At 60.2% G+C, this 14,008-nt stretch carries 10 protein-coding genes; 3 read left to right on the plus strand and 7 right to left on the minus strand.

Features of this window, described 5'->3' with window-relative positions:
* Window positions 1-27 precede the first annotated feature (27 nt).
* The 4 genes from efeO (A7D21_RS19045) to efeU are packed head-to-tail and all read right to left on the minus strand — an operon-like array spanning window position 28 to window position 4,252.
* The gene (efeO, locus tag A7D21_RS19045) at window positions 28-846 is read right to left on the minus strand and encodes an iron uptake system protein EfeO (RefSeq protein ID WP_053256211.1); all 819 of its coding nucleotides are present in this window, start codon (window positions 844-846) and stop codon (window positions 28-30) included.
* 25 nt (window positions 847-871) lie between these two features.
* On the minus strand, window positions 872-2,179 hold the full coding sequence (gene efeB, locus A7D21_RS19050; RefSeq protein ID WP_069552366.1) for an iron uptake transporter deferrochelatase/peroxidase subunit: 1,308 nt from the start codon (window positions 2,177-2,179) through the stop codon (window positions 872-874).
* A gap of 14 nt (window positions 2,180-2,193) precedes the next feature.
* Window positions 2,194-3,396 carry an iron uptake system protein EfeO gene (gene efeO / locus A7D21_RS19055; RefSeq protein WP_069552367.1) on the minus strand — a complete coding sequence of 401 codons (1,203 nt, stop codon included), beginning with the start codon at window positions 3,394-3,396 and terminating at the stop codon, window positions 2,194-2,196.
* Between the two features lie 10 nt (window positions 3,397-3,406).
* Entirely contained in the window at window positions 3,407-4,252 is an 846-nt protein-coding gene (gene efeU, locus A7D21_RS19060; protein ID WP_069552368.1) for an iron uptake transporter permease EfeU, read from the minus strand.
* A 167-nt stretch (window positions 4,253-4,419) separates the two neighbouring features.
* Here efeU and A7D21_RS19065 point away from each other — a divergent pair, with 167 nt between their 5' ends.
* The 3 genes from A7D21_RS19065 (at window position 4,420) to A7D21_RS19075 (ending at window position 7,825) form a co-directional block, all read left to right on the plus strand.
* Window positions 4,420-5,445: an AraC family transcriptional regulator gene (locus tag A7D21_RS19065; RefSeq protein ID WP_069552369.1), complete on the plus strand. Its 1,026-nt coding sequence runs from the start codon at window positions 4,420-4,422 to the stop codon at window positions 5,443-5,445.
* Window positions 5,446-5,528: 83 nt separating this feature from the next.
* A complete protein-coding gene (locus A7D21_RS35430) occupies window positions 5,529-6,704 on the plus strand; it encodes a P-loop NTPase fold protein (RefSeq protein ID WP_069552370.1) in 1,176 nt (391 codons plus the stop codon).
* A complete protein-coding gene (locus A7D21_RS19075) occupies window positions 6,668-7,825 on the plus strand; it encodes a hypothetical protein (protein ID WP_141718244.1) in 1,158 nt (385 codons plus the stop codon). The genes A7D21_RS35430 and A7D21_RS19075 overlap by 37 nt, the downstream gene beginning before the upstream one ends.
* 140 nt (window positions 7,826-7,965) lie before the next feature.
* Here A7D21_RS19075 and A7D21_RS19080 read toward each other — a convergent pair whose 3' ends face one another.
* From A7D21_RS19080 to mexE, 3 genes are read right to left on the minus strand one after another with little or no spacing between them, the layout of a single operon-like run.
* Window positions 7,966-9,381, minus strand: coding sequence for an efflux transporter outer membrane subunit (locus A7D21_RS19080; RefSeq protein WP_069552372.1), 1,416 nt, complete (start codon window positions 9,379-9,381; stop codon window positions 7,966-7,968).
* A complete protein-coding gene (locus A7D21_RS19085; RefSeq protein ID WP_053256204.1) occupies window positions 9,378-12,557 on the minus strand; it encodes an efflux RND transporter permease subunit in 3,180 nt (1,059 codons plus the stop codon). Before A7D21_RS19085 ends, A7D21_RS19080 begins: the two co-directional genes overlap by 4 nt.
* 15 nt (window positions 12,558-12,572) lie before the next feature.
* Window positions 12,573-13,814: a multidrug efflux RND transporter periplasmic adaptor subunit MexE gene (mexE, locus tag A7D21_RS19090; protein WP_069552373.1), complete on the minus strand. Its 1,242-nt coding sequence runs from the start codon at window positions 13,812-13,814 to the stop codon at window positions 12,573-12,575.
* Window positions 13,815-14,008: the final 194 nt, after the last annotated feature.

Here is a 14,008-nt window from a genome sequence, read left to right on the forward strand (position 1 = left end):
GGGCCACCCGAACGCCTGGGCGCTGTATCAGTTCAAACCCAGCTTGCCACGCAGGGTCGAGAGGTCTTCAGCCAGGGTGTTGACCGGACCCACGAGTGCCTTGCGGTCGTTTTCCTTGACCTTGTCGTAGGTCTCATAGCCGCCATCCTTGGTTTTGTATTTGGCCAGGATCTTGTCCACGGTGGCGAAGTTCTTGTCGACCTTGGCCAGGAAAGCCTTGTCTTGTTTCTCGATCTGGCCACGGAACAGGTCGACGATTTTCTTCGCGCCGTCGATGTTGCCCTGAAAGTCATACAGGTCGGTGTGACTGTAGCGGTCCTCTTCACCGGATATCTTGGTGGCGGCGACTTCTTCGAGCAATGCGGCGGCACCGCCGACGACTTTTTCGGGGGGGAAGGTCAGGCCATCGACACGGGTTTTCAAGTCGTTGACGTCGGTGTTGAGCTTGGCGGTCAGCGTCTCCAGGCCTTTGGTGGTGTTCTGCGAGAACAACACGTATTCGATGCGGTGGAAGCCGGTGAAGTCTTCGGCGGTCACGCCTTTTTCGTGGTCATCGACGCGCGAGTCGATTGAGGCGTCGAGGTCGCTGAACAGCTCGGCAATCGGCTCGATGGACTCATAGTGCACGCGGGTTGGCGCGTAGAGCTTCTTGGCGGTGGCCAGGTCGCCTTGGTTGATTGCATCGGTGAATGCTTTGGTCTGGGTGACCAGCTCACCAATTTCTTCGGTGACGTAGATCTTGTAGTCCGAAACCGGGCCGACCAGGTCCAGCGGCGCAGTCGCGGCGAATGCAGCGAGCGGCGAAAGGCTCATTAACAACGACAACGCAATAATCGACTTCTTCATGTGACGTATCCGCTCTGAGTTTGTTTTAAGTGTTGGCAGTGGTTTGAGGGTGCGTTGCAGCAAGTAGCGTGCGCCCAATGAAATCCTTGGGCCCGACGACCCCCGGCAAGGTGAAGAAGTACCCGCCGCCGACCGGCTTGAGGTATTCCTCCAGAGGCTCGCCGTTGAGCCGGGTTTGCACGCTGATAAAGCCTTTCTCCAGGTCAGCCTGGTAGCAGATGAACAACAGCCCCATGTCCAGCTGACCGTTTTTGTTGACGCCGTTGGAGTAGTTGAACGGCCGACGCAGGATCAGGTTGGCCTGAGTCTGCGGGGTGCGTGGGTTGGCCAGGCGGATGTGGGCATCGAGCTTGGTCAATTTGCCTTCCGGGTCCTTGCTGTAATCAGGCACCTGGGTTTCTTTGTCGCCGTCCATCGGCGCGCCCGTCGGTTTGACGCGGCCGATGATGCTTTCCTGTTCTTGCAACGGTGTGCGGTCCCAGCGCTCGACGAAGTTGCGGATGATCCGCACGGCCTGATAGCTGCCATTGGCGGCCCAGGCCGGTTCGTCTTTGCCGGGCTGCACCCAGACAATCTGGTCCATGGCCTTGTTGTCGTTGGAATTGGGGTTGGCCGAACCGTCACGAAAGCCCAGGAAGTTACGCGCGCTCTGCGCAGGCTCGCCAGGCTTGGCGGGGGCCTGTGGCGGTACGCTGCCTTCCTGTTTCCAGCGCACCAGCAGCAGGTCCGGCAGGTTCTTCACGATGTCGCGCAGGGCGTGGATATTGGTGTCTGGCGTGTTGGAGGAAAATTGCAGGCTCAGGTCGCCGTGGCACTGCGCCGGTTCCAACGCGTCATTGGGGAAGCCGACCATGCGGATCAGGCGCTTGGGTTTGACGGCGCTGAGGCCGAAGCGCTCATCGAAGAGCGACTCGCCGACGGAGACGGTGATGGTCAGGTTATCCGGTGTCACGACCGGGCCGAGAATGCCGGAGTCGGTGGGCGGCAGTTTCGGGTCGACTTGCGGCACGGTCCCGCCGGTCATCAGGAAGCGGATGCGCTCGTTCAACGTGCGGAACAGGCGCTCGAGGTCTTCGCGGTCGCTGGCCAGTACGTCGAACGCGACCAGCATGCCGCAGGCCGGGCGCGGTGTGACGATGCCGCTCTGGTGCTTGCCGAAAAAGTCCTGGTGGTCCTGGGTCTTGTCACTGCGCGGTGCGGTGGTGACCTGTTCGGCGGCGGCGGCCGCCATGGCCGGGCAGGTCAGGGTGCTACCGGCAATCGCGGCACCGGTGGCGGCCATGCCCAGCAGGACACGGCGGCGTTGCGCTGAAAATTGTTCTGAATCACTCATGTGTTAGCTCGTCTTCACTGCAGGCCGGAAAGGCCAAGGGCGGGGTCGATTCCATCGAGTGCAACGGCCAGAGCCTTGGCCTTGTCGGCGATCTGCTTGCGCTGATCGGCGGTAACGCTGTCATACGCGCTATAGCCGTTATCGGTCTTCAAACCATTGAGTTCGGCGTCGAACGCTTCGAGAGCGCTGTCGATTTTCGGCAGCACGTCAGGCGCGGATTTGCTCAGCAACGGGCGCATCAACTCCACCACCTTGTGGGCGGCTTGCAGGTTGGCGGCAAAGCCATTCAAGTCGATATGGCTGTAGCGTTCCTCTTCACCGCTGGCGGCACGAACATCCGCCAGGCTATTGAGGTTGCGCACCACAATGCTCACCAGTTGCTCGGGTGGCAGCGACTGGGCCAGCAGTTGTTGCTTGAGCGCGGTGACGTCGCTGAGCAGACGTTGAGCGACCGGCGCCAGGCCCGCCAGGGTGCGCTGCTCGAACAGGCTGTATTCCAGGCGGTGGAAGCCGCTGAAGGCGGGGTCCTGCTCGCGCTTTTCAAAGTAGTCGGCGCGGGCGTTGATCGCGTTATCCAGTTCGGCCAGGCGCTGCGACGCCGGCGCCAGTCGCTGATACGCCTCACGGGCTGGCACATACAGCGCCTGGGCCTGGGCCAGGTCGCCGGCCTGAATGGCTTGCTCCAGCGCGGTCACCGCCTTGATCAGTGCACTGCCCTGGCTGCTCAGGTACACGCGAAACTCCGACAGCGGGCCGATAAAGGCCACCATCGACGGCTTGGCCTTGGCCTGGGCGTCCGACTCCGCGGTCGGTGTGACGTGCAACGTACCGCGTGGGTTGCTCAGCAAGCCGCACGTGATCGCATAGTCGCCGGGCTGCAGGTTGGCGTTGATGATCTGGCTTAACCCCGGGGCGATATTTTCGCGTTCTTCGATCACCAGTACGCCGTCGAGGATTTCCCATTCCACCGCCCGGTCGGAGCGGTTGATGATGCGAAAGCTCGCGCGCCCGGCGGGCACGGTCAATTCATTGGGTTCGCAGGCATGCCCATGGATGGTCACGGCAATTTCATTGTGGTTGGTCTGGCGTTTGGCGGCCGCCAACTGTGAGGCGTAGTAGAACAGCGCACCGGCGGCGATCATCACCACCACTGAGCCGGCCACCGCCCAGCGCAGGGCGCGGGAAGACGGTGCCGGTTGAGGGGTTTGGTTGGACAAGAGACGGTCCTTACTGGCTGGAAACGGAAGAGGGTTTGGTGACAGGCCTGGCGGGCGCCGAGGGCAGGAAGAACATCACCAGCGCCACCACCAGATAAATCAGATAGGCACCCAGGGTGCTGACCGTCGGCGCCTCCTGGTACCCGAACATACCGGCCAGGACTGAGCCCAGCGGGCTGTCCATCGGCAGTGCGGTACTGAAGTCGAACAGCACGGTTTGCAGGTGGTTCCACACGCCGGCTTCGTGCAGGGCTTGCACCGAATTAGCCAGGATGCCGGCGGCTACCACCAGGATGAACAGGCCGGTCCAGCGGAAAAAAGCGCCAAGGTTCAGGCGCATGCTGCCGCTGTAGATCAGGAACCCGACGATGATCGCCAGGATCAGGCCGAGCAGGGCGCCAATCGGCGCGCCCGGGCCTTCGCTCTGCTGGAACACCGCCAGCAGGAAGAACACTGTCTCCAGGCCTTCGCGCGCCACGGCGAAAAACACCATGGCGATCAGCGCAATTACCTGATGCCGGGAGCCGGCGAGCGCGTGGTCCAGGGATTCGTGCAGGGAATGCTTGATGGAGCGCGCGACTTTGCGCATCCAGAACACCATGGAGCTGAGGATGCCCACGGCCACCAGGCCTACGACACCTTCGAACAGTTCCTGCTGTTTTTGCGGGAATTCAGCGCTGACCAGCTCCAGGCCACCGCCTACCAGCAAGGCGAGGGCGGCGGCGAGGAATACGCCGATCCACACGGCGGGCATCCACTGGCCGCGGCCGGTTTGTTGCAGGTAGCTGGCGATGATGCCAACGACCAACGCAGCTTCAATACCTTCGCGCAGCATGATTAAAAAGGGAACGAGCATTCGGCACCGTATCAAGACTGTTGAAGATGCTAATTTGTAACATAATGATACTCATTACTAAACAGTGAATATTGACCTTTGCTGAACTGCGGCTGAACGGTGGTGGCGAATCGCAACCGCCCTTATGATGCTCATCCTCTTTTGTAGCGTTGAATAGCCCAACTCCCATGGCGGAAAAAGACACCATCTCCATCCATCTGGTCCGTGAGGCCTTGCTGCAAAGTTGCGCCCCCGGTGCGGCCACGGTTGAAGTGTTGAGCAAGGTCGGGATCGCCCCGGCATGGCTGCAGCAGCCCGACGCTCGGGTGCCGGCCACGGCGTATGCGCGCTTGTGGCGCTTGCTGGCGCGGCGCATGGATGATGAGTTTTTTGGTATGGACCCGCGCAAGCTCAAGTCCGGCAGCCTCGCGTTCCTGTGCCGCGCCGCGATGGCGCAGCCCAACCTGGGCGCGAGCCTGGAAACCGGCCTGGGGTTTCTATCCCTGATGCTTGAGCAGATGCCCGCCGAGCTGGTGCGCCAGCAAAGCCTGGCAGAGATTGTGCTGCTGGAGCCCGAGTTGACGCCCCAGCGTGCGTTTACCTATTTCACTTATTGGATGATCGTCCACGGCGTCGCCTGCTGGCTGGCGGGGCGACGCATTCCGATCCTGGCCATTGAACTGCGTTGCCCGCAGCCCGACTTCTGTGACGATTATCGTGTGATGTTCTCCGACAACCTGCGGTTTGATCGGCCGCGCACGCGCATGATCTTTTCTGCCGACTGCCTGGACCTGCCGATCAAGCGCAGCCCGGAAGAACTCAAGCGTTTTCTCGCACACGCGCCGGCCAACATACTGGTCAAGTACCGTGATCCGGATAGCCTGGCTACGCGCATCAAGCACGACCTGCGCCAGATGCCCGCCGATACCTGGCCGGAAACCGAGGGCCTGGCGGCCAACTTGTGTATCTCGGCGTCAACCCTGCGGCGTCGCCTGGCGGATGAGGGCCAGACCTATCAGGGCCTAAAAGACAGCGTGCGCAAGGAACTGGCGATTGTCTGGCTGGCCGAGCCGCACATCAGTTTTGCCGAGATTGCCGCGCGGTTGGGCTTTGCCGATGCCAGCTCGTTTTATAAGGCGTTTCGGAAATGGTCGGGGTCTAATCCGGGGCATTATCGGAGTTTGATTCTTAACGAGGATGCCGTAGGAAAGTGACGGCGGGCTTTAAAACGAAGATGTTTCAGAGCCGCGAGTGGCACGTTTCAACGCGAAAGACCGTGCCAAGGAAGGAGTAGTAAATGTTATCGACACTCAGGAAGTGGAAAAAGCCGCGCGTAAAGGTTGAAAGAGAGGAGCCAACGCTCGTCACTGAAATAGAGGAATCAACGCGTGTACAGGGTGTTGAGTTTGCGAATTCGCAACCGGGCCATGACGCTGCCAGATTGCTTAGGTCAGAGGATTATCTCGACCGTTGGCCGGTAGCGCAGTCGATGTACCGGGCTATCAAGACAGCGCCTGCCGGGTTTTCCACGCGCATCGGTTTGTACGGCGAGTGGGGGGCAGGAAAGACCAGCGTGTTGAACTTTCTGCACAACATTGCGATGGCCAATGAGGACGTGGTCGTCCATGTATCTGCAGGGCGCGCGGCAGATGTTGACAGTTTTATAAGCACTCTCTGTAACAAGATGAGCGTCGAAATAAAACGCATGGGGCTCAAGCCGTACGGGCCCGCGGAGCGCAGGCGAAAGCTTGCAGCTGTTTCGTCGAGTGCCGCGGCAGTCACCAGCGCAACCGGTCAGGTAGTGGGCAAGATGGACGGCGATATCGCCACGACTATCTCCATGGGCGCAGCGTTCGTGGCAACTGTCGCAACTACCATGATGGACCGGTTGAAGCTGACCCTGGAGGAGCTTGAAGGTCTGCGTGAGGTCCTGGCCAAGCGTGGCGCCCGAGTCATTGTTTTTATCGACGATCTTGATCGAGCCGATCCGGCTATTCTGCCAAGCACGCTGATGACCTTGCGTGATTATCTCGACTGGCCGGATTTTGCATTTGTGCTGGCGTTCGACAAAGAGATCATTACGTGTTCGCTCAAGGAGTATTCCACCGCGTTTTCTTCTTCTCGCCAGCCATTCCTTGACAAGATTGTCGACCTTGCATTTGAACTGGAACCGCTATCTGCGCACCAGTGTAAGCATCTGAGCGAACGTGCCTTGGCAGAGTGTTGCGACTTCATTCCTGAGCAGGCCAGGACCAATACGGCGCAGTGGTTTCCCGACAACCCGCGCAAGGTGCGTGCCATTGCACGTGAGTTGGGGGCCTTCGTGATGTTGCAGTGCGTCACGGTGACGGCGAGCTTAAATGGGAGGCGATTATTCTTCAGACGCTGCTCAGGCGCGAAGTGCCAGCGTGCGCAAAAATTGTCGAGCAGAGGCTGTTGGGCAAAGGCAAGATGGCGCTCGCACTTTCTTTAGGGCCTGATAGCAAAACAGAAGCCTCTGCGCTGCACCAGGCGGTCTTTGAAGCATCCGGATACGGGCTGGAAAGTGCAGCGCTCCATCGCTTGCGTCAACTGATCGAGAAATTGCAAGGCTTGCGCAACTTTCAAGAGTCCGAGCAGATCGACTACGAAATGAGCCTGGTAACGCACGTGCCTTGCTTCACCCAACGTGAACTTATGGATGTAATAACGCAGTGGTCCATGAGTCATCGTGATGCGTTGCCGGATGAAGCGCTACGAGCGGCCGCGTTCAGAGGCCAAACGACTCTGGACATTTGTGCCTCGCGCTTTTTGAACATGACCCTTGATCAGTATGCAATTTGCAATAGAGAACTCAAAGGGCAGACATTCAAAGCGCAACACAACAAGACTCAGGAACACGCTCTAGCAATCATCCATTTTCTTGAAAAACTGGTTGCACCACAGCGAGGTGCTGCGTTGGTAAATGCAGCGAGCAGCCTTCAGATATGCAGTCGGATGTTGGACCTGTTCACCACGCATTCCAGCGTTGCTGACTCTGAATTACGCAGTGCCGAGCTGCGCATCCTCGAGTGTGTCGCGCAGCGCTGCGTGGACAGGGCGCAGTTGTATTACCAGTGCGTGCGGTACCGGAGCGAAGCGCCACTCCCTCAGCTTGTTCAGAGCGTCAGTGATATAACAGTGGGTGCAGCGGTGGACGAAGCGTTGGCGCTATTTACAACCGCCAGTGGCATGAGCCTGTGCCGAATGCAAAGCGCGCCGAATCCACTTCTGGAGATAGTGCGTCGTCACGATTCAGCGCTTTACACCGTTGAGAACAAGGAACGGTTGCGTCAGTTGCTGCTGGGTGACGAGGGCGAAGAGCGTCGTAGCGTAATGGCGTGGAACTGCATGGAATATTTGCGAATACTAATAGATCGTTCAAATGATTTTTCACTGTTTTGCACGCACCATCGACCAATGCTAGAGGCGTGCTGGAGTGCTGTCATCGGCGAGGAATGGGTTTCCAGTGGTGAAGAACAAGTGATGTCCTTGCATCACCGTCTCTGCCTGTGGATCGGAGAGTCGCTTCCTCTTCCTCACTGGGCTAAGGCGTCTCAGCCCACGACTGCATAGTCCACTCCCATCGGTTGTCAGTGATTTACTCCCGTCAATCCGTGAGGGTCATTGCAAACATCAAAAAAAAGCCCCGCGACCGAATGGACCGCAGGGCTAAAAAATTGGCTGGATGCGACCAACCAAAGGAGCTCTTTACCTCACTGGCTGCTGGCGACGACGGTGTCCGGCTGCCAGCCGCCACCGAGGGCTTTGTAGATCGCGACAATCCCGCGATACAAATCCACTTCGGCCTGGGCCTGTGAGTCTTCCGCCGCCAGGCGCTCACGTTGCGCGTCGAGCAACACCAGGAAGTCCACGGTGCCTTCGCGATAGCGGATCGCGGCAAGGTCGGCGGCGGCGCGGCTGGATTCACTTTGACGAATCAGCGAGACCAGGCGCTGCTGGCGTTTGCCGTAATCACTGAAGGCATTTTCCGATTCTTCCAATGCCAGCAACACGTGCTGCTCATACGTCGCCAGGGCGCCATCGGCCTCGGCATTCGCGCCGCGCAAACGCGCACGCACGCTGCCCAGGTCAAACGCTGCCCAGGTAATGCTCGGGCCGAGGGACCAGGCATTTGCCGCCGCCGAGCCGATCTGCGAACCGCGCCCGGCGGTAAAGCCGAGGAAGCCGCTGAGGCTGACCCGTGGGAACAGGTCCGCCTTGGCTACGCCGATACGGGCGGTGGCGGCGGCCAGTTTGCGTTCGGCACTGAGAATGTCCGGGCGACGTTGCAGCAGTTGCCCCGGGTCACCGATTGGCAACGCCTTGGCAATCGCCGGCAGGTCTTTCGGGCTCAGGTCCACGCTCAGCTTGTCGGGGCGCTGGCCGAGGAGGGTGGCGATGCGGTTACGCTCGCGCACTTGCTCGGCTTGCAGTTGCGGCACGCTGGCTTCAACCGCCGCCAGGCGCGCATCGGCGCGTTCCACGTCGAGCTGGTCGCCGACGCCGGCATCACGCAGGCTGACGGTGATGGTGCGCGATTCCTGCTGGTTCTTCAGGTTGTCCAAGGCGATACGTTCGCGCAGCTGGGCGCCGCGCAGTTGCCCGTAAGCGTCTACCAATTCGGCAATCATGGTGACTTGCAGTTGGTACAGGTCGGCTTCCGCCACCTGTTGGTCAGCGTCGCTGGCTTCGAGGTTGCGGCGGATGCGGCCGAACAAGTCGACTTCCCAGGCCATGTCCAGGCCCAGGTCGTAGCGTTCGCTGTTGACCCGTTTGGTGGTCTGGCCGGGAATCTGGCCTTTGCCCACGTCGCTGCTGGCACGGCTGGTCACCACCGGCATGATGTCGTTGGCCGCGTCATCGCGAATCGCGCGGGCGGCTCGCAGACGGGCGAACGCTACACGCAGGTCGCGGTTACCGCTCAGCGACTGGGTCACCAGTTGGTTGAGAGTAGGGTCCTCGAACTGCTGCCACCAGATGCCTTCGTACTGGGCATGGTCATAGCTTTTGGTGTCGGCGGCGGCCGTGATATTGGCAGCCGCAAGCTTCTCGGTTTTGTAGTCCGGGCCTACGGCACAGGCGCTCAGCGCCACTACCAGCAGGCTCGGCAGGAATACTTTCACGCTCATTGCTGTGTCTCCAGCTTCAAGGCCTTGGCCGCTTTGCGCGCTTCGCTGCGCTCCACATAGCGACGGATCAATACGTAGAACACTGGCGTCAGCAACAGGCCGAAGAAGGTCACCCCGATCATCCCGGAGAACACCGCCACGCCCATGGCATGACGCATCTCGGCACCGGCACCGCTGGACAACACCAGTGGCACCACACCCATGATGAAGGCGAACGAGGTCATCAGGATCGGCCGCAGACGCAGGCGGCAGGCTTCCAGTACCGCAGCGAGCGGATCGAGCCCCTCGGCCTGTTTATCCTTGGCGAACTCGACGATCAGAATCGCGTTCTTGCACGCCAGGCCCACCAGTACGATCAAGCCGATCTGGGTAAAGATGTTGTTGTCGCCGCCGGAGATGATCACCCCGGTAATGGCCGACAGCAGCGTCATCGGTACGATCAGGATGACCGCCAGCGGCAGGCTCCAGCTTTCGTATTGGGCCGCGAGTACCAGGAACGCCAGCAGTACGCAGAGCGGGAACACGAACAGTGCAGTGTTGCCCGAGAGGATTTGCTGATAAGTCAGGTCGGTCCACTCGTAGGTCATGCCGTTGGGCAGTTCCTCTTTCAGCAGCTTTTCAATCGCCGCCTGGGCCTGGCCGGAGCTGTAGCCCGGTGCGGCGTTGCCGTTGATTTCGGCGGTGATAAAGCCGTTGTAGTGCATCACACGGTCCGGCCCCGAGGTGTCGCTGACCTTGATGAAGGTCGCCAGCGGGATCATCTCGCCTTTGTTGTTGCGCACTTTCAACTGGCCGATCTGGTCTTCATCCTGGCGGAACTGCTGCTCAGCCTGCACGTTGACTTGATAGGTCCGGCCGAAGCGGTTGAAGTCGTTGGCATACAACGAACCCAGGTAGATCTGCAGGGTGTCGAAGATGTCGCTGACCGCCACGCCGTGGGTCTTGGCCTTTTCGCGGTCGATGGCGGCATCGACCTGGGGCACGTTGACCGTGTAGCTGGTGAACAGGCCGAACAACTCCGGCGTGGTACGGCTCTTGGTGATGATGTTCTGCACTTCTTTGTACAGCTCGTCATACCCCAGGTTGCCACGGTCTTCGATCTGCAGGCGGAACCCGCCAATCGTGCCCAGGCCCTGTACCGGCGGCGGTGGGAAGATTGCCATGTAGGCTTCTTCGATGCTGCTGTACTTGCCGTTCAGTGCACCGGCAATCGCACCGGCCGACATGCTCGGGTCTTTACGTTCGTCGAACGGCTTCAAGGTCACGAACACGATGCCGCTGTTCGGGCTGTTGGTGAACCCGTTGATCGACAGGCCCGGGAACGCTACTGCGGCTTCGACACCCGGTTGCTTCAGCGCAATGTCGGACATGCGCTTGATCACCTCTTCAGTGCGGTCCAGGCTCGCAGCGTCCGGCAATTGCGCGAAGGCCACCAGGTATTGCTTGTCCTGGGCCGGTACGAAGCCGGTGGGGGTGTGGGCAAAACCGAACCAGGTCAGCACCATCAACCCGGCATACAGGAACAAGGCGATACCGCTGCCACGAATAACCCGGCGTACGGTGCCGACGTAGCCATGGCTGGCCTTGACGAAGAAGCGGTTGAAGGGACGGAACAACCAGCCGCCGAAGATCTTGTCGAGCACCTTGGAGAAGCGATCCTTCGGCGCATCATGACCGCGCAACAACACGGCGGCGAGGGCAGGGGACAAGGTCAGCGAGTTGAAGGCGGAAATCACCGTCGAGATCGCGATGGTCAACGCGAACTGCTTATAGAACTGCCCGGTCAAGCCGCTGATAAAGGCCGCCGGAATGAACACCGCACACAGCACCAACGCCGTGGCGATGATCGGGCCGGTCACTTCGCTCATGGCCTTTTCAGTGGCCTGGAAGGGTTGCAGCCCCAACTCGATATTACGCTCGACGTTCTCCACCACCACGATGGCGTCGTCCACCACGATACCGATCGCCAGTACCAGGCCGAACAGCGACAGTGCGTTAAGCGAGAAGCCAAACAGGTGCATCACCGCAAACGTACCGATCAACGATACCGGCACCGCCACCAACGGAATGATCGAGGCGCGCCAGGTTTGCAGGAACAGAATCACCACCAGCACCACCAGGATCAGTGCTTCGAACAGGGTGTGCACCACCGCTTCGATGGAGCCACGCACGAAGATGGTCGGGTCATAGACGATGCTGTAGTCCATCCCTTGCGGGAAGTTCTTTTTCAGCTCTTCCATCTTGCCGCGCACTTCGTTGGAGATCTCGATGGCGTTGGAGCCCGGGCGCTGGAAGATCGGGATCGCCACCGCCGGCTGGTTGTTGAGCAACGAACGCAGGGCATATTGGCTCGAACCCAGCTCGACCCGTGCGATGTCCTTCAGGCGGGTGATTTCACCGTTATCGCCTGCGCGAATAATGATGTTCTCGAACTCTTCCTCCGTCACCAGACGGCCCTGAGTGTTCACCGACAACTGGAAGCTGGTGGCATTCGGCGCAGGCTGCGCACCGAGGGCACCGGCGGCCACTTGGCGGTTTTGCTCGCGGATCGCATTGACTACATCAGTGGCGGTCAGGTTGCGCGACGCGGTCTTGTTCGGGTCCAGCCATACACGCAGGGAGTAGTCGCCCATGCCGAACAGCTGCACATCACCCACGCCGCCCAGGCGTGCCAGCTCATCCTTCACATTGAGCAAGGCGTAGTTGGACAGGTAGAGCATGTCGTAACGCTGATCCGGTGAGGTCAAGTGCACCACCATGGTCAGGTCGGGGGAGGCCTTGTCCACGGTGATGCCGATGCGCGTGACTTCCTCAGGCAGTTTCGGCTGAGTCCGCGTCACTCGGTTTTGCACCTGCACCTGCGCGTTGTCCAGGTCGGTGCCCAGGGCGAAGGTGATGGTCAGGGTCAGCTTGCCGTCGGCGGTGGACTGCGAGGACATGTACAGCATGTTCTCGACGCCGGTGATGGCTTGCTCCAGGGGCGCGGCCACGGTTTCACCGATGACTTTGGGGTTGGCACCCGGGAAGTTGGCGCGGACCACGACGGTCGGCGGCACGACTTCCGGGTATTCGCTGATCGGCAGTTGGAACAGCGAGATTGCACCCGCGATCAGGATCAACAGCGACAGCACCGCTGCGAAGATCGGCCGTGAAATGAAGAACTTGGAAAAATTCATCTTGAGTTGTATCCCTTAACCGCGTGGAGTCGCGACGGCTGCGAGCTTGGGCGCGGCTTTATTCGGCGCCACTTGCTCCAGGTTGCTGGCTTCAAGCGCTTGTCGTTGTTGTGCCAAGGCGGCGAGGGTTTCCTTGCTGGCCATCGGGATCGTTTCCGGTGCAACCGGCGAACCCGGGCGAATGCGCTGCAGGCCCTTCACGACGATGGTGTCGTCCTTGTTCAAACCGCTGCGCACGATGCGCAGGCCTTCGATCTTCGGCCCCAGTTCCACCGAGCGATAAGCCGGTTTGTCGCCGTCCATCACCAGCACGAACTTCTTGCCCAGGTCGGTGCCGACCGCTTCGTCATTGATCAACACCGCGGAGTAGGTCCCGCTGCCGACCAGCTTCAAGCGGGCATACAGGCCAGGGGTGTATTCGCCCTTGCTGTTATCGAACACGGCGCGGCCACGGATGGTGCCGGTGGCCGGGTTGACTTGGTTGTCGACGAAGTTCATCTGGCCCAGGTGCGGGTTGCCGGTTTCATTCGACAGGCCCAGGTACACTGGTGTGGTCGCGCCACGGCGGCCTTCGCGGGCCAGTTCGGTGTACTTGAGGTACACGCGCTCGTCGGCGTCGAAGTAGGCGTAGACCTTGTCGGTGGACACGACGCTGGTCAGCGGCGTGGTGTCGGCGGTCACCAGGTTGCCGGCGGTGATTTCGGCACGGCTGACGCGGCCGCTGATCGGCGCGGTTACGCGGGTGAAACTCAGGTTCAGCTTGGCGAGGTCCAACTGCGCCTGAATCCCGGCGACAGCCGCGCGGGCTTCCTGGGCAGCGGTGGTGCGCGAGTCGGCCAGTTCGGCGGAAATCGCGTTGCTCTGACGCAGGCGTTCGCCCCGTTGCGCTTCATTATCGCTACGGGTCGCGGCGGCTTTGGTTTGGGCAAGCTGGGCTTCGAGACGGCGCACTTCAGCCTGGAACGGACGCGGGTCGATCTGGAACAGCAAGTCGCCTTTCTTCACCAGGGCGCCCTCGATGAAAGCAACCTGGTCGATCTGGCCGGACACCCGCGGACGAATCTGCACGGTTTCCGGCGCTTCCAGGCGACCGGTGAATTCATCCCACTCGTTGACCGGTTGTTCGAGCACCTTGGCCACGCTGATTTTCGCAGGGGGCATGGCGGCCGCTTGTTCCGGAGTTTTGCCGCACGCGCTCATGACCACCACGGCCAAAATCGCCAGGGGGAAGCGCAAATGTTTGAGTGACTGTTCCATGGAGTGCATCCGCCAATGTATTTGAGATGGGCGGATCATGCGCGGCGAGGTGCTATGTCACGAATCGAATGAAGCAAAGGTAACTATCATTCGGAATGATATAAGCGCGAGATTAGCCCTCTAGGATGCGGGTTTCGTTAGGCAGCTATCAATGGGCTTGATGACAAAGGTCTATTGCGCAGCGTGCAAGGAAC

It is taken from the genome of Pseudomonas sp. AP19, assembly GCF_001728855.1.
In the GTDB taxonomy this organism is placed as follows: Bacteria; Pseudomonadota; Gammaproteobacteria; order Pseudomonadales; family Pseudomonadaceae; genus Aquipseudomonas; species Aquipseudomonas fluorescens.